At 68.7% G+C, this 16706-nt stretch carries 12 protein-coding genes; 6 read left to right on the top strand and 6 right to left on the bottom strand.

Annotated features, from left to right (window positions below; translation table 11 throughout):
- Positions 1-17: 17 nt before the first annotated feature.
- The 4 genes from Pph01_RS00645 to kdpA form a co-directional block, all read right to left on the bottom strand.
- On the bottom strand, positions 18-1265 hold the full coding sequence (locus tag Pph01_RS00645; protein WP_204070908.1) for a universal stress protein: 1248 nt from the start codon (positions 1263-1265) through the stop codon (positions 18-20).
- Positions 1262-1792 carry a potassium-transporting ATPase subunit C gene (locus tag Pph01_RS00640; protein WP_204070907.1) on the bottom strand — a complete coding sequence of 177 codons (531 nt, stop codon included), beginning with the start codon at positions 1790-1792 and terminating at the stop codon, positions 1262-1264. Before Pph01_RS00640 ends, Pph01_RS00645 begins: the two co-directional genes overlap by 4 nt.
- Entirely contained in the window at positions 1792-3879 is a 2088-nt protein-coding gene (gene kdpB, locus Pph01_RS00635) for a potassium-transporting ATPase subunit KdpB (protein WP_204070906.1), read from the bottom strand. The genes Pph01_RS00640 and kdpB overlap by 1 nt, the downstream gene beginning before the upstream one ends.
- Positions 3880-3955: 76 nt before the next feature.
- Complete coding sequence (gene kdpA / locus Pph01_RS00630; RefSeq protein ID WP_239116315.1) at positions 3956-5635, bottom strand: potassium-transporting ATPase subunit KdpA; 1680 nt, start codon at positions 5633-5635, stop codon at positions 3956-3958.
- Between the two features lie 319 nt (positions 5636-5954).
- Between kdpA and Pph01_RS00625 the strand changes: the two genes are divergently transcribed.
- On the top strand, positions 5955-6539 hold the full coding sequence (locus Pph01_RS00625; RefSeq protein ID WP_204070905.1) for a GNAT family N-acetyltransferase: 585 nt from the start codon (positions 5955-5957) through the stop codon (positions 6537-6539).
- A 61-nt stretch (positions 6540-6600) separates the two neighbouring features.
- Here Pph01_RS00625 and Pph01_RS00620 read toward each other — a convergent pair whose 3' ends face one another.
- Positions 6601-7497 carry a winged helix-turn-helix transcriptional regulator gene (locus tag Pph01_RS00620; RefSeq protein ID WP_204070904.1) on the bottom strand — a complete coding sequence of 299 codons (897 nt, stop codon included), beginning with the start codon at positions 7495-7497 and terminating at the stop codon, positions 6601-6603.
- A 51-nt stretch (positions 7498-7548) separates the two neighbouring features.
- On the opposite strand from Pph01_RS00620, the gene Pph01_RS00615 reads away from it, so the two are divergent.
- The 3 genes from Pph01_RS00615 to Pph01_RS00605 all read left to right on the top strand — a co-directional run bounded on the left by Pph01_RS00615 (position 7549) and on the right by Pph01_RS00605 (position 10515).
- Positions 7549-8817 (top strand): MFS transporter, encoded by a 1269-nt coding sequence (locus Pph01_RS00615; RefSeq protein ID WP_204070903.1) that lies wholly within the window; start codon positions 7549-7551, stop codon positions 8815-8817.
- 124 nt (positions 8818-8941) lie between these two features.
- Positions 8942-9652: an IclR family transcriptional regulator gene (locus Pph01_RS00610; RefSeq protein WP_204070902.1), complete on the top strand. Its 711-nt coding sequence runs from the start codon at positions 8942-8944 to the stop codon at positions 9650-9652.
- 137 nt (positions 9653-9789) lie between these two features.
- Positions 9790-10515 (top strand): hypothetical protein, encoded by a 726-nt coding sequence (locus Pph01_RS00605; RefSeq protein WP_204070901.1) that lies wholly within the window; start codon positions 9790-9792, stop codon positions 10513-10515.
- Between the two features lie 28 nt (positions 10516-10543).
- Here Pph01_RS00605 and Pph01_RS00600 read toward each other — a convergent pair whose 3' ends face one another.
- Complete coding sequence (locus Pph01_RS00600) at positions 10544-13378, bottom strand: helix-turn-helix transcriptional regulator (RefSeq protein WP_204070900.1); 2835 nt, start codon at positions 13376-13378, stop codon at positions 10544-10546.
- A 324-nt stretch (positions 13379-13702) separates the two neighbouring features.
- Here Pph01_RS00600 and Pph01_RS00595 point away from each other — a divergent pair, with 324 nt between their 5' ends.
- Both Pph01_RS00595 and Pph01_RS00590 read left to right on the top strand, forming a co-directional pair.
- Entirely contained in the window at positions 13703-15319 is a 1617-nt protein-coding gene (locus Pph01_RS00595) for a sensor histidine kinase (RefSeq protein WP_204070899.1), read from the top strand.
- Entirely contained in the window at positions 15316-16683 is a 1368-nt protein-coding gene (locus tag Pph01_RS00590; RefSeq protein WP_204070898.1) for a sensor histidine kinase, read from the top strand. The genes Pph01_RS00595 and Pph01_RS00590 overlap by 4 nt, the downstream gene beginning before the upstream one ends.
- Positions 16684-16706: the final 23 nt, after the last annotated feature.

The raw sequence follows: 16706 nt of genomic DNA, 5'->3' as shown, positions 1-16706 counted from the left end.
CGCCCCTGAGGTCGGCATCACATCGCCCGGGGATCGCCGTCCGCGGCCGGTCCCCTCAGGTGACGGGCCGAGTCCGGCTTTCCCTCCGGCGGACTCGTCGCCGAAGACCCGGCACGGGCGATGACATGCACGTCGATGCCCGCGTCGCCGGCCAGCCTGTTGAGGCGCCGGATCGTCGAGCCCGAACCGAGCATCTCGAGCCGGCGGCTGCGCCGGCCCGGGCCCACGACGATCTGGGTGATCTGCCGCTGCCCGGCGAAGTCGACGAGGGCCGCGGCGGGGTCATCGTCGAACAGGTCGGTCCAGTCGGCGCCGAGACCATCCGCCAGACGGCGCAGAGCGTCGATCTTCACGTCGAGCGGATCGGCGTCGCCGACCAGCACGTGGGCGACGTTCAGATCGGCCTCGAGCCGGGCGGCGAACCGGGCGGCACGGCGCAGCACCGCGTCGCTTCCGGGCGCCGTGCTCACCCCGACGAGCACCCGTTCGGCGGTTTCCCACCGCGTTCGCGTGCGGGTACGGCCGTGCTGCCCGGAAGGATCGCCCCTCATCCCGTCGGCGAGGAACCGCAGCGTCAGTTCGCGCAGCACAGTGAGGGTCTCGGTCGTGAAGAACCCTCGCAGCGCCTCACGGGCCCGGTCGGGAGAGAAGATGTTCTCGTGCATCAGGCGGCGGCGCAGTCGTTCGGGTGAGGAGTCGACGAGTTCGATCTCGTCGGCGCTGCGGATCACCGCGTCGGGAACCCGTTCCCTGACTGCGACGCCGGTGATCCGCTCGACCACGTCCGCAAGGCTTTCGATGTGCTGGACGTTGATGTTGGTGATCACATCGATGTCGGCGGCGAGCAGGTCGCGAACGTCCTGCCAGCGCTTTTCGTTGCGCCCCGAGCCGGGGACGTTGGTGTGCGCGAGTTCGTCGATCAGGGCGACCTGGGGCCGGCGGGCGAGCACGGCCTCCAGGTCCATCTCCTCGAATCGTGCGCCCCGGTATTCGACGATCTTTCGTGGCACCACTTCCAGGCCGGCCAGATGGGCTTCGGTCCCGGGCCGGCCGTGTGTCTCCACCAGCGCGACGACCACGTCGTCGCCGCGCCGCCTGCAGATTTGGGCCTCGTCGAGCATGGCGTAGGTCTTGCCGACGCCGGCCGCCGCGCCGAGGTAGATCCGGAACCGTCCGGCCGCCTCGACGCCGGCATGGCTGTCGTCGACAGGGCAACTGATGGACGGTTCGGCACGAGAGTCGTCGTTGGCGCGCTGAGTCGTCATCTCAACGTCGCGAGCTCCTCGTTCAGCTCGAGCACATTGACGTGGGAAGCGCCGAGGAATCCGAACTGCGGCCCCTCCACGTGGCGCTCCACCAGGGCGCGCAGCTGGTCGTCCGACTTGCCGCGGGCCTTCGCCACCGACGGAACCTGGGCGTAGGCGGCCTCAGGGCTGATGTCGGGGTCGACACCGCTGCCCGACGCGGACACCAGGTCCTGATGCGGGGTGACGCCCTCCTTCTCCAGCCCGGCGATCCGCTCCTTGTACTTGTCCAGCAGTTCCTTCGAGCGGGGCCCGAGGTTGGACCCGCCGGTGGCGGTCGGGTCGTCCCCGTCGGCGCGACCGTGGAACCACTGGGGTCCGTCCCAGGTCTGCCCGATCTGCTCCGAGCCGTTGGCGGAGAGCGAGCCGTTGGCCTGGTGGTTGAACAGCGCCTGCCCGATGCCGGTCTCGACCAGCGGGTAGGCCAGGCCGAGTATGACGAAGAAGATGATCGAGACGGTGATCGCCCGTCGCAGGTCCAGCAACATCAGTACGCTCCGAGCGCGGTGAGGATCAGGTCGATCAGCTTGATGCCTACGAACGGGACGATCAGTCCGCCCAGGCCGTAGACGAGCACGTTGCGGCGCAGGATCGCGGTCGCTCCGGAGGGCCGGAACCGGACTCCGCGCAGCGCCAGCGGGATCAGCGCGATGATCACCAGCGCGTTGAAGATCACCGCGGAGAGCACCGCGCTCTGCGGGCTGTGCAGCCTCATGATGTTGAGGCCGTCCAGCTGCGGATAGGTGCTGATGAACAGCGCCGGGATGATCGCGAAGTACTTGGCGATGTCGTTGGCGATCGAGAAGGTCGTCAGCGCGCCCCGGGTCATGAGCAGCTGCTTGCCGATCTCGACGATCTCGATGAGCTTGGTCGGGTTGGAGTCGAGGTCGACCATGTTGCCGGCCTCCTTGGCGGCCGACGTGCCGGTGTTCATCGCCACCCCGACGTCGGCCTGCGCGAGCGCGGGCGCGTCGTTGGTGCCGTCACCGGTCATCGCGACCAGCTTGCCTCCCTCCTGCTCAGCCTTGATCAGCCGCATCTTCGCGTCCGGCGTCGCCTCCGCGAGGTAGTCGTCGACCCCGGCCTCCTGCGCGATCGCGGCGGCGGTCAGCGGGTTGTCGCCGGTCACCATGACCGTGCGGATGCCGACCCCGCGCAGTTCGGCGAAGCGCTCCGCGATGCCCTCCTTGACGACGTCCTTGAGCTCGATCACCCCGAAGACGCGAGCCTGGTCGGCCACCACGAGCGGGGTGGCGCCGGCGCGAGAGATCCGTTCGACGATGGCGTCGAGCTCGGCGGGCAGCGTGCCACCCTGCTCGGTCGCCCACCGTTTGACGGCGTCGGCCGCTCCCTTGCGGATGTACCGGCCGTCGGTGTCCAGGCCGGACATGCGGGTGTTGGCGCTGAACGGCACGAACACGTGATCGGGTCCCAGGTCGCGCTCGCGCAGCCCGAAGCGCTCCTTGGCGAGCACGACGATCGAGCGTCCCTCCGGGGTCTCGTCGGCGAGGGAGGCCAACTGGGCGGCGCCGGCGAGATCCTGCTCGCTGCACCCCCCGACCGGGTAGAACTCCGAGGCCATCCGGTTGCCCATGGTGATGGTGCCGGTCTTGTCCAGCAGCAGCGTCTGCACGTCGCCGGCGGCCTCGACCGCACGGCCGCTCATCGCCAGCACGTTGTGTTGCACCAGCCGGTCCATGCCGGCGATGCCGATCGCGGACAGCAACGCTCCGATGGTGGTCGGGATCAGGCAGACGATCAGCGCGATGAGGATGACCACCTCCACCTGACCGCCGGCGAACTCGGCGAAGGGCTGCAGCACGACCACGACCGGGATGAAGATGAGCGTCAGCGCGGAGAGCAGGATCGTCAGCGCGATCTCGTTCGGCGTCTTCTGCCGCTTCGCTCCCTCGACCAGGCCGATCATCCGGTCCAGGAAGGTCTTCCCCGGCTCGGCGGTGATCCGCACCACGATCCGGTCGGAGAGCACCCGGGTGCCGCCGGTCACCGCGGACCGGTCACCGCCGGACTCCCGGATCACCGGAGCGGACTCGCCGGTGATCGCGGACTCGTCGACCGAGGCCGCTCCCTCGACGATTTCACCGTCGGAGGGGATGACGTCGCCTGCCTCGCAGACCACCACGTCGCCCAGCGACAGTTCGGCGGCGGGCACCCGCTGCTCGGTGCCGTCGGGCCGCAGCCGACGCGCGTCGGTCTGGGTGCGCGTCTTGCGCAACGTGTCCGCCTGCGCCTTGCCGCGCCCTTCGGCCATCGCCTCGGCGAAGTTGGCGAACAACACCGTGAGCAGCAGCCAGATCATCACCGACCACGAGAAGACGCTGGGATGGGCGATCGCCTCAAACAGCGTGATCACGGTGCCGACGAGCACCACGAACATGACCGGGTTCTTGATCTGGACACGGGGATCGAGTTTGCGCAGTGCGTCCACAGCGGCAACGCGCATGATCCGCCCGTCGAACAGGCTGCGCCGGCTCACCACGCCGCGCCCGCCTGGAACACCCAGTTCATCGGGGGCGCCAGAGTGGCCCGCGTCGAGGACCTTGAGGTCCGGCATCACGATTTCCTTTCACAGACAGACGTGAACACGTCAGGCACCAATCGAGCCTGCTTCAGTGGCACCAGGTGGGACATCACCAGAACATCCCGTGACTGAGCTGCTCCACGATCGGGCCCAGGGCCACCGCCGGGAGGAAGGTCAGGCCGCCGATGACGAGGACCACGCCTGTGAGCAGTCCGACGAACATCGGCTTGTCGGTGCGGAAGGTCCCCAGCGAGGTGGGCACGGCGTTCTTCTCCGCGAGACTGCCCGCCAGCGCGAGCGCCGGGATGATGATCGCGAACCGGCCCAGCAGCAGGCCGATCGTCCCGGTGACGTTGTAGAAGGGGGTGTTCGCGCTCAGCCCGCCGAACCCGGAGCCGTTGTTGTTCGTCTGCGAGGTGTAGGCGTAGAGGATCTCGGAGAACCCGTGCGGCCCCGCGTTGAGCGGGCCGGCCTTCCCGGCTTGCACCGCCGTGGCGATCGCGGTGAGCACCAGCACCGTGATCGGCATGACCAGCACTCCAAGGGCGGCGAGTTTCACCTCCTTGGCCTGGATCTTCTTGCCGAGATACTCCGGTGTTCGCCCGACCATCAACCCGCCGATGAACACCGTGATCACCGCGAACATCAGGATTCCGTAGACGCCCGTTCCGACGCCGCCCGGGCTGACCTCACCCAGCATCATCCCGGTGAGCATCGCCATCCCGCCGATCGGCGTGTAGGAGTCGGCCGCCGAGTCCACGCTTCCGGTGGAGGTCTGCGTCGAGGTCACGTTGTACAGAGACGACGACAGCGCGCCGAACCGGGTCTCCTTGCCCTCCATGTTGCCGAGGGGCTGCGACACTCCGGTCTCGGCGAGAGCGGGGTTGCCCTGCTGCTCGGCGACCGCGGCCATCGTGAGCCACCCGCCGAACAGCACCGTCATGACGGCGAGGATCGCCACGCCCTGGCGGACGCTGAACACCATCTTGCCGAAGGTGTAGGTGAGCGCCACCGGGATGCACAGGATCAGCACGATGGACAGGAAGTTCGTCAACCCGGTCGGGTTCTCGAACGGTCCGGCGCCGTTGGCGTTGAAGAACCCGCCGCCGTTGGTGCCCAGCTGCTTGATCACCTCCTGGGAGGCGATGGGGCCGCGGGGTAGCGTCTGGCTCGCGCCGTTGAGCGCGTTGTGGACCTCAGCGTGTCCGGCCAGCGTCTGCAGCGCACCCTGCGAGATGAACACGATCGCGGCGACGAACGCGATCGGCAGCAGCACGTAGATGGTGCCGCGCACCAGGTCGACCCAGAAGTTCCCGATCGTCTTCGATCCCTTGCGGGCGAACCCGCGGATCAGCGCGACCGCGACCGCCATGCCCACCGCGGCGGACACGAAGTTCTGCACCGCCAGGGCGCCCATCTGCGACAGGTACGACATCGTGGTCTCGCCCGAGTACGACTGCCAGTTCGTGTTGGTCACGAACGACACAGAGGTGTTCCAGGCCGTATGCCACTCGACGCCGGGCATGTGCTCCGGGTTGAACGGCAGATGCTCCTGCAGCCGGAAGATGCCGTAACTGAACAGCAGCGCGATCGCCGAGAAGACGATCACTGATGAGGCGTATCGCTTCCAGGTCTGCTCGGCCTTCGGATCTGCTCCGATCACTCGGTAGATCGGCCGCTCGACCTTGGCCAGCCACCTGACCCGGCCCTCGTACACCGCGACCATGTAGGCGCCGAGGTACCGCCAGCACAACGCCAGAACGACGACCATCGCGACGATCGTCCACACGAAGGCCACTAGAACCACTCCGCTTTGAAGAGCGCGATGCCCAGGTAAACGAACACCGCGATAGAAATTCCGAGTAAGAGGATGCTTACGCTCATATGCGATCAAGCCCCCAGATCAGGCCCATCATCGCGAGCGTGAAGCCGATGATTCCGAGCACTACGAACACGTCAGCCACGAGGACAGTGTTGTGAAGCGGCTGGTGGAGGCGAGGTGGAGTCGCAGCCCGTCCCAGTGGAGAAACGGTGAACGCCGACCGCCGGATGCTCCAGGGAACCGCCTGGCACCGGGCCTTCACCCGGCCCGAGGGACAATGTCGATCATGCCCCTCCTGGTGACTCCGGCCATACCGGCCGGCACCCTTGCCGCATCCGGCCAGCCGACGCTGTCGCTCGGGGACGGTGCGCGGCTGCGCCCCTGGCGGCTCGATGACGCCGAAGCCGTGCGGGAGGCGTTCCAGGACCCGGAGATCCAGCGCTGGCATGTGCGCAGGGCCGACTCGGGGAACGAGGCACGGGAGTGGATCGAAGGCTGGCAGAGCGGCTGGCACAGCGAGACGGCCGGCCACTGGGCAGTGGCCGGATCAGAGAACGACGGACTGCTGGGCCGCGTCTCCCTGAAGTCGCTGAACCTGGTGGACGGCACGGCCGAGGTGGCCTACTGGATGGTGCCCGCGGCCCGCGGCGGTGGCGTCTGCACCCGAGCGGTCACGACGTTGTCCGACTGGGCGCTGGAGCACCGCGGCTTCCATCGCCTCGAACTCGAACACTCGACGGCCAACCAGGCGTCCTGCCGCGTCGCGGCCAAGGCCGGCTTCGAAGCGGAGGGCGTACGCCGCGGCGCGGCACTGCACATGGACGGCTGGCATGACATGCACCTTCACGCCCGTGTCCGCAGGCTGCCGTGACCGGAGCCGTGGCACCGGACCGGACTCGCTGAAGGGCCTTCGGTCGTCCGCCCGGCCGTCCTCAGGTCCGGGCGGGATCGGCGGATCGACGGCGGACCAAGGCGAGCATCTCGTCCACCGAACCGGCCGGATCACTGATCGGAAACTGCACCGCCCGGATGATCGCGTCGGGGTCGACCAGCAGGGTGAGGCGCTTGAAGCGGTCGACGCCGGCCGCGCGGAAGGTCGGCAGCAGCAGTCCGGCCGCGAGCTTGCTGTCCTGGTCGGACAGCAGAGGGAAAGGCAGTCTCGCGTGCTCGACGAAGGCGGCCAGTTGGTCGGGCCGCTGCGTGCTGACACCTCTGACCGTGGCACCGGACGCCTCGAAGTCGGCCTGCCGTGACGCGTAGGTGAGGGACTCCAGAGTGCAGCCCGGGGCGCCGGGGATGTCGGCCCAACCGGGCGGGTAGCCCTGTGCGCCGGGGGCGAAGGCGCCGGGGAAGAAGTAGAGCACGGTCCAGGCGCCGCCCGCCGCGGCGGGCGCGACCGGCTCGCCGTCGTGGCGTTCCAGCACGACATCCGGCATTTTCCGATCGACCAGCCCGTGCGCCCGGTGTGCCTCGGCGGACCCCTCCTCGCTGGTCGCGGTCAGGGCCCCGTCGCCCAGCACATGCCGGGTGCCCCAGTCCTGGAGCGCGATGAGCGCGGGCAGCAGGCCCTCGCCCTTCGCGGTCAGCAGGTAGTCGTAGCGCGGCGGGTGATCGGAATAGGGCCGCTTCTCCAGTACCCCGTGTGCGACGAGATTGGCCAGACGCTCGGCCAGGGCTCGACGGCTGACGCCGAGCTCACGCTGGAGGCCGTCGAAACGGGTGGTGCCTCCGGCGATGTCCCGCACCACCAGGAACGTCCACCAGTCGCCGATCACTCCGAGCGCTTGCGCGATGCCGCAGTCGGAATCGGGTAGATCAGCGCGCTTCACGTGGTCCATAATACGTGCGTTCCATTTTGAAACTTACTGGGAGGCGCGGGGATGGCAGTCGGCGGTGCGGGTGGCGCGAGCTTCTGGAGGTGGTGGACGGCCGGCACGACCAGCGCGGTCGGCTCGGCGGTGGGCGCGGTGGCGCTACCGCTGACGGCGCTGACGGTGCTCGACGCCTCCGCGTTCGAGATGGGGATGATCGTCGCCGCCGGTTACGTCGCCTGGATCGTGATCGGCCTGCCCGCCGGGGTGATGGTGCAGCGACTACCCCTGCGAAGAGTTCAGATCTGGGCCGACCTGGCCCGTGCGGCGGCGATCGCCTCGATCCCGCTGGCCTGGTGGTCGGGCATCCTGACGGTCGCGCAGTTGGTGGTCGTGGCCCTCGTGGTCGGCTTCGCGGACGTCGTCTTCGACGTCGCCAACTCGACCTTCCTGCCGTCGATCGTGAGCAGGGAGCAGTTGCAGTCCCGCAACAGCCTGACCTCCGGCACCCACGCCACCACTCAACTCGGCGGGCCGTCCGTCGGCGGGCTCGTCGTCCAGGTGCTCGGGGCGGTGCCCACGCTCCTCGTCGACGCGGCCGGCTACCTGGTCTCGTCCCTGCTGCTGCGAACCCTGCCCGAACGCCGCGCCGAAGCCCCCGACGGCCGGCCACCGGTGCGCGCGATGATCCGCGAAGGCCGGCGTTTCGTCGTGCGCCACCCCGTGATGGGCCCGTGCATGTGGGCCGCCACCGCGGCGAACACGGTCTGCGGCGCACAACACGCGCTCTACGCGCTGTACCTCGTACGCGAGTTGCACGCCGGACCCGGTCTCGTCGGCCTGCTCCTGGCGGCGGACGGGGTCGGCACGCTGATCGGCGCGGCTTCGACGAACCGGATCACGGCCAGGCTCGGGACGGCCCGCGCCCTGATCTTCGCCGGATTCGTCTCGGTCGCAGGGGCGGCCGTCGTTCCCCTCGGCACCGGATGGCGGGGCTTCGCCGCCTTCGCCGTCGGCAACGTGGTCTTCTCCGCCGGTGTGGTGGTGATCAGCGTGGTGACCCGCACCTACCGGCAGATCGCCAGCCCGCCCGAACTGCTGCCGAGGGTGATGGCGACGGTCCGGTTCGTCTCCTGGGGCGCGATCCCGGTCGGCGGGTTGATCGCCGGAGTGATCGCCGGCGTCCTCGGCGGCCGGGCCACCCTGATGATTTTCGTCGTCGCGGCCGCCTGCATCCCGCTGGTCCTGCTGGCGTCGCCGATCCGGCACCTGCGCGATCTCACCGATCACCAGCAAGGCGACGAATCGCAACCCCACCGCGTCGTCTTCTCGGCGTAGCCCTCATTCGTTCCTCACCGGCGGCGAAATCCACCCTCTTGATCGGAGCCCGATCGCCGAGCAGTCTTGCAGGTGGCGGAACGGGTGACGATGGCTGAGAACCGGTGATGCGGTGGAAACTTCGATGAACGGCGGCGAGGGCGAGGCACGCCCGCCGGGCGGGCGTGGTGTGCTCGAAGGCGCCTTCGCCCTACTCGACAGCTTGGAACGGGTACGTGAGGCGGGGCTGACCCGGCTGGCGGCGGACAGCGGCCTTCCCAAGGCGACGGCGTATCGGTTGCTGGAGCAGCTGACCGTTCTGGGCGCCGCGGAGAAGGTCGGACCTCACTACCGCATCGGCCCGAGGATGCGCAGGTTAGGGCATTCGTGGCGGCCGGATCCGGTTCTGGAGAAGGCGGTTCAGACGCCGATGCGCAACTTCGTCCGGACGACGGGAGCGGCGGTCTGGCTGTGCCTGCTGTCCTCGGGGCAGACGATAGCGGTCGGCGGTGCGCCCGGCCGGGTCCCGTACTTCTGGCCTCCGCATCCGGGCGCGGTGGTGGGCTGGCCGACGGCGGTCGCGAAGGTGCTGGCGGTCTGCTCACGGGAGGCCTCCGGGCTGGCGCTGGAGTCTTCGCGATGGCGGAAGGACGCGGCCACGATCCGCGACGCGGGGATCGCCTTCGATCGCGAGGAGAACACGCCGGGCGTCTCCTGCGTCGCGACCCCGGTGCTCGACAGGAGTGGCACGTTGGTCGCCGCGATCTGCTCACCGGTCGAGGCCGTACGCCCACTCGCGGACCTCGCTCAGAACCTGGTCAGGACGAGCAAGGCCGTCACCGCGGCCCTGCACTGACCACGGTCACGCGACGGCTGTCGCGGGCGGTCCGCTGAGCGAACCGGAATGCCGCTTCGGTGGTCTGCCTGAATGAAAATGCGACGGTGGCAATCAGGCCGGGGCGAATACCGGAAACAGGTGGGTGGGGAAGCCCGATGCGTCGTCGTTCTCGTATTTCAGCATTCACCGCTCGTGGTTCCGCCACACGTGGATTTCTGGTCGTTCTCCTGTCGCTTTCCTTATCCGCCACAGCCTGCCTGGACGAGGAGTTCGGCGGAGGCTCGAATACGTCCGAGACCAAGAACGCGCAGGTTCAGCAGCCCAAGAAGTCCAAGGAAGCCAAAGGCCCGGTCTGTCCTCAGCCGGGCCCCATCACGAGGTCCCAGCTCCCCGCTTTCCCCTCCGCTGACGGGGTCAGTGTGATCATTCAGAACCCCTGCATCAGCATCGCGGGTCTGGCCGACGATATCGTCGGTTTCATCCCCGAAGGCGAATCCGATGAATTCAAGAGATTCCGAGGCGGGCTCGAGCAGTTCATCGGAAGGGTGAACGCCGTCAACGACGCGGCGGAGTGCGCCTATGAGACCGATCACCTGGCGATCGGGGCCTATCACCATGAGGACACCCCATGGTCGATCGGCGTGGTCGCGGTCGTCCGGGGAGACCTCGACGCACTGGTCGACGGCGGAGTCTGCTGGCTGCTGAAAAGACTGGAACTTCCCCTCCCCACGGCAGGGGTCGCACCTGACCAGATCGCCCCCCGTTTCTGCGCCGACGCCGTCGTCAGGAGAAGCAACGGCTATCGCTTCACGATCCTGTGGATCGGCTCGTCGAATGTGATGTGCGGAAGCCTCGCCACCCTTTACGACAGCACCACGTGACGAGCGGAACAGATGGTCGCGCGGCCGGCTACGAGTCCCCGAGCAGGCCCGGGCACTTCTCGGCGAAGATACGGGCCAGCTCGGCCCGGGACGCGATGTCGAGCTTGGCGAAGATCCGGCGAAGGTGCGTGGAGACCGTGTGCGGAGACAGGAACATTCGCGCGGCCGCCTGACGATTGGTCAATCCTCGGGCGATCAGCTCCGCCACCGTGCGTTCGGTGTCGGTGAGACTGTCCCATCCGAAGGCCGGCCGCTCCGGTTGGACCCAGTGACGGCGCCGCACGCCCGATGCGCGCAGTCTCGCCCGGACACGGGCCGCGTCGCGGAGCGCACCGACGCGCTGGTAGCAGTCGAGCGCCTCATCCAGGCAGTTGACGGCCTGCTCGTGAACGGAGTCGTCAGAGGTGGTGGCCAGAAGAGCCCCGAGGTCCTCGGCCGCCGAGGCGCGCTCCCATGGTTGCGGGTGATTGGCGGCGGCGAAGGCGAGAGCGGCGGGGTCCCGGCTGAGCAGCCCGCGGGCGTGGGCGGCCGCGGCGGCGAGGATGGGATAGTCGGGGTTCTTCCCGGCGAGGTGCTCGGCCGTGTCCACGATCGTCTGCGCATACGGACGGTTCCCCGCCGCCAGCGCCAGCCGGGTCATCCAGGGGGCCGCGAGGGGCACGGTGATGAGCGTCCAGCGTTGTTTCTCCGTGTCGGCGTAGGTGGGGGCGAGAAGCTCCATCGCCCGTTCGCGATCGCCTCGGGCCTCGGCGACCACGGCCTCCACCCACCTCTCCCACGCCGATCCGAACAACATCCCGGGCGCGCCGGGCTCGGACAGGTATCTCTCGACGTGCCGGACCGCGTCTTCGAGGTCGCCGCGCCGTACGGCGATGTAGGCGAGTATCGACAGCCCGACGCGGATGAACCCCTGAGTGCCCATGTCGTCGGCGATCGTCATCGCGGTCTGGGCCTCCGCCGCGGCATCGTCGAGTCGGCCGGTGGCCAGTTTCACCCTGGCGCGGAACAACGCGGGTTGTGCGGCGAGCACGGTCACCCCGAGGGTTTCGATGTCTCCCTGGGCGGCCTGAATGGCCATTTCGGCCGCCTCGAACTGACACATGCACCTGAAGTTGAGGCTCAGCAACAGCCGCGCGTACGGGCGCTGGATGGCCTCGACGGCGCCTCTGTCCGCGATCCGCAGAGCTTCGTGCACGTGCGCGAACGAGTCGGCGACTCGCCCGTCGACCATGGCGAACCGGGAGAGCATCAGCAGAGCCCCGACGACGGCCGCATCGGAATGCCGGTCGCGGTCGGCGAGGATGGACTCTGCTCGCAACTGCCCCTTCCGCAGGTCATTGAGCGAGATGAGCCCCCAGAACACGGTCCATTCGGCGACGCCGCGCAGGTCGTCTGAGATGTCCTGCTGGCAGAGCAGGCTTTCGGCCTCCGACACCGCGTCCGCCGGCCGTCCGCTCAGGAGCAGGATGTACGCCAGCGCGCATCGGAGGCGGCGCTCCAGCATCGGGGCGGCCCTGCTGAGCGCGGGACGAGCGAGATCGGCCGCCTCGGATAGCCGTCCGATGGCCGTCAGGGCGTCGACCGCTGTGGCGGTACGGCCGACCCACTCGGGATCGGTGGAGTCGGTCAGCTCAAGAGCCCGTTTGGCCAGGTCGGCAGCGGTCTGCGGGGAGAACCGCAGCACCTCCCGGGCCGCTCGGTCCAGTCCGAGCAGCGCGGATGCGTCGCCGCGGCCGGCGCCGCGGATGAGGTGCGTGGCGGCCGGGACGGCCGACCCCCCTCGCCTGAGCAGCATCTCCCCCGCCTCGTGGTGCAGGGCTCGTCGCACGGCGCTGGACAGTGTCCCCGTCACCGCCTCCCAGAGCAGGTCGTGCCGGAAGGCTAGCTCGTGCCCGGCGGACTCGATGATGCCCGCCGACATCGCCTCCTCGAGCATGGGAAGCAGGTCGCCCGTCGATTCGCCGAGCATTTCGGCCAGGTCGTTCACCGGGAACGAACGGCCGAGGATCGCGGCGACCTGGAGCAGATGCCTGGTCGGTACGGACAACTCCTCCAGGCGCTCTCGTGTGACCGCCTGAGCCCGGGGCAGCAGTTGCGTCGAGACCACCCGCGCACGGCCGTCGGCGACCTGGAACCCGCCCTCGCTCTTGAGCTTCTCGAGGAGGTCGACGAGCAGGAAGGGGTTGGCGTCCGCTATGGCGGCCAGGGCCAGCACGTCCGGCTCGGGTACCGCCCCAAGGACATCGGTGACCACCTCGGCCACGGCTTCCCCGTCCAAAGCTTCCAGCCTGATGCGTGTCGCGCCGTCACGTTCCAGCAGATGGAACAGGCGGTCGAGCCGGGGGGCGTCGCCGCCGCACGTGCGCGCCAGCATCCAGATGAGCGGGGACGAGGCGAGGTCTCTCGTCAGTGACCGCAGGGCCAGCAGGGTCATCGGGTCGGCCCACTGCAAGTCGTCGAGTGTGAGAAGCACAGGCCCATGAGCCACCAGCGTTTCCAGTGGTTCCCGCAACTGCTCGAGCATCAGCAGTCGCCGGTCGGCCGAACGCGGAAGAGCCGCGTCATCGCCCGTGACGAAGGAGTCGTCGGATGCCCCGAGCGCCGCCATCAGCGGGGCCAGCGGTATCAGCTGGGTCAGCTCGTCCGCGCAGCCCCGGGCCACCCGGAATCCCCACCTCGCTGCGGCGTCGGCGGCCACGTCGAGCATGCGGCTCTTCCCGACGCCCGACCGGCCCTCGACCAGTAGGACCCCGCCCCTGCCGACTCGAGCTGCCCGGAACAGGCCGGCGACGAGCTCCCACTCCCGTGTACGGCCACGCCAACCAGGCCACGACGGCCCACGGGAGCCGGGCCCACCTGCCATTTCCTGAACAAGGTGGGATTTCTCCCCCATGAATCCATGAGACACCAGGCGCGCGCGGTCCCGCAACACGCGTGCGAGGCCACACGGTTGATCACCTGCGCCGGGCGCGGGCGCCCAACGGTACACATATGTGCGATACGGCGTCCTTCTCCACGCTTCAGGCTCGAATCCGTTCACACATCTCTGCTTTGAGATGAAACGAGGACGGCCCCCCTCGGGCTGAGCCCGGCCGAGACTCAGCGGCGGCAGACCGCTTTCGGCGGCTCCTGGCCCTCTCAGAAGCCCGGCATCCCTCGAATCTCTCTTTTCGAAAGGATGGCGATGGTGGACGTGCGCAGTGAATGGCCGATACTCCTGTGGCCCCTGTTCACGCTGATCACGTGGATGGTCGTCGCCAAATGCCTCGCACGCCTGCTGGCCGGCGGATCGCCGGCGGCCGAGCGGGACGACGCCGGCCAAGGCCGCGCCGGGTCCGCACCACAGACCCACACCCCTGCCGGAGCGACGCCGCCCGACCCCACGCTGTGTGGAAACGGCCGGCGTCCCTCACCACATCCCAGTCCGGCACGACAGCCGGCCTCCACGCGGTCGCCGATGCGGCAGCGGTGTGCACCGCGGTCGCTCCGAGGACAGATCACCCTGCTGGCCACCGTCATCACCGTCCTGACCCTGCTCGCCACGGGAACGGGGATCTATCTCCTGGCCCGGACGTGTGCGCCCCGATGGCGGGCCGCTCCGCACAGCGCCGCCCAGGCGAGCGCCGAGAACCATCCGAGGATGACGCACGGCCAGGTGCGATCACACGTCCGCGATGCCGGCCCGGCCGCAGTCGTGGTCCCGGGCCGCCATGCGGAGTCCTCGACGAGCCGGGGCGCGGGCGCCGCGGCGGCGGCCCGGCCGCCTTCACACGGCCGCCGGGCTCCGGAGCCGCACGCAGGCCGCCTCCATGTGCCGGTTTACGCGGCCACGCGGGTGACCGTCGACACCGGGCACCCGGGTCTCGCATGGCCCCGATTCCTCGAGTTGATCGTGGCGCTCGAGACCGCCGAGCTGATCACCTTGAACACGTGGACCACCTGGAAGGTGACCGGCCGGCTGCTGCGTCCCGTGGAGGAGGTCAGCGCCGAACTCTCCGAGATCGACTTCAGCGACCTGACCACCCGTGTCTCGGAACCGCGGAACGCGCGAGAGATCACCCGTCTGTGCCACGCGATCAACAAGGTTCTGGGACGCCTGAACACGACCATGGAGGAACTCGAGGAGACCTCGCGCCGCCAGCAGCAGTTCGCCTCGGACGTCTCCCACGAACTGCGCTCTCCCATCGCGGGACTGCGGGCGCAGTTGGAAGCCGAGCAACTGGATCCCGGCCGCACCCTGCTGCCCGAATTGCTGAGAAAGTTGCTGGGCCAGGTCGACCGGCTTCAGACGATCACCGACGACCTTCTGTGCCTCGGGCGGGTGCGTGCCTGCCCACCCGCCGAACGGCGGCGACTCGATCTCGCGGCCCTCGTCCAGTTCGAGATCGCCCAGCGCACGGATCGACTTCCCGGTCGACTCCGGCTCACCCATGGCACCACCGTCATCGCCGTGCCGTCCCAGATCAGCCGCCTGTTCGCCAACCTCCTGGACAACGCCCGGAGGCACTCGGCGCATCTGGTGTGCGTCGAGGTGCGTTCCACCCCCGGCGCGGTCGAACTCGTGGTCAGCGATGACGGGCCGGGGATCGCCGAGGCCGACCGGGAGCGGGTGTTCAACCGATTCACCCGGCTGGAGGACGCCCGCCGGCTCGACCACAACGGCAGCGGGCTCGGCCTGGCCATCGCCCGCGACATCGCTCAGGCCCATCAGGGCACCCTCAGCGTCGAAGAAAGCACCGTCGGCGGGGCACGTTTCGTCCTGCGACTGCCCCGCGTCCGGTCGAATGGGACGGGGTCGTCATGAGGTTTGAGAATTACTCGATCCGAGCCCGCCTGGCGCTGTTCACCGGCACGGCGGTGGGTGCGCTCTGCATTGTGTTCTCCATCGTCCTGTTGTTCGCCATCAACAGGATGGCCACCCAGAACCTCGCCAAGGAGGTGACCGCGGTGGGTGAGTTGACCGCCTACTACGTGGACCGTGGAGAGCTCGTCAATCCGCTTCCGCCCATCCCGCACAACCTGATCCGTCCCGTCCAGGTGGTCGACCCGCGCGGACAGGTGGTCGCGGCGACCAATGATCTGCAGAACCGGCCCCCCATGGCGCATTTCCGGCCGAAGAGCCCCGGTCGTGTGGCCAGTGGCGTCGTCTGCGACTCCGTCTTCCCGTCCGGAGGTTGCCACATCGTGGTCGCGCAGCAGGTGTATCGCGACGGCGACTGGACCATCTACAGCGCCGCTCCGACGCTGCCGTTCTTCGTCTATCCGGGTGTGGCGGCCCTCCTGATCGTGGGAACGGCCGTCTTCACCGTCGCGGTCGCCTACGGGGCGCGGCACACCGTCACCAGGTCACTCCAACCCGTGGACGCCATCCGGGCCCAACTCGACCACATCCGGAGCACCAACCTGAGCCGCCGGGTCCCGATCCCCACGGCCAGGGACGAGATCCACCGCCTGGCACGGAGCGTCAACGAGACGCTGAACCGGCTGGAGAGCATGCTCGAACAGCAGCGACGGTTCTGCTCCGACGCGTCCCACGAGTTGCGCACTCCGATCACGGCGATCCGCACCCAGATCGAGGACGCCCTCCTGGCACCCGAGGACGTCGACCTGAACAGGCTGTGCGACGACATCCTGCCGAGCGTGGAGCGGCTTCAATCGATCACAGCCGACCTGTTGACGCTCACTCGGTTCGACGCCGACGAGCCGTCTGAGCTGCGTGCGGTCGACCTGGCCGAACTGGTCGCCGTGGAGCTGAACAGTCACCAGATGAGCAGGAAGGTCGTCCGTCGTCTGACACCGGACGTGATCGTCAGAGGCGACCGGGCACAGTTGCGCCAGTTGATCTGCAACCTGCTCCAGAACGCCCAGCGATATGCCTCCTCCACCGTCACGGTCACGCTTCGGCACGGGGGCGGCGACCCGCGATCCGCAGCGGCCATGGTGGAACTCGAGGTCCTCGACGACGGCACCGGAATCGCCGCCGACCAGAGGGAAACGGTCTTCCTGCGCTTCACCCGGCTCGACACCGCCCGCAGCAGGGACGCCGGAGGAATCGGCCTCGGCCTGCCCATCGCCAGGCAGATCGCCGAACGGCACGGCGGCACGCTGACCATCCAGGACAGCGATCGAGGCGCACGCTTCGTCGTCCGTCTCCCGGTCGACTCCTAGAGGGAACCGCGCCCCTGCATACG

The sequence above is a fragment of the Planotetraspora phitsanulokensis genome, from assembly GCF_016863295.1.
GTDB lineage: Bacteria > Actinomycetota > Actinomycetes > Streptosporangiales > Streptosporangiaceae > Planotetraspora > Planotetraspora phitsanulokensis.
The sequence above is the reverse complement of the archived record's forward strand: the minus strand, read 5'-3'. Positions and strand labels throughout refer to the sequence as shown.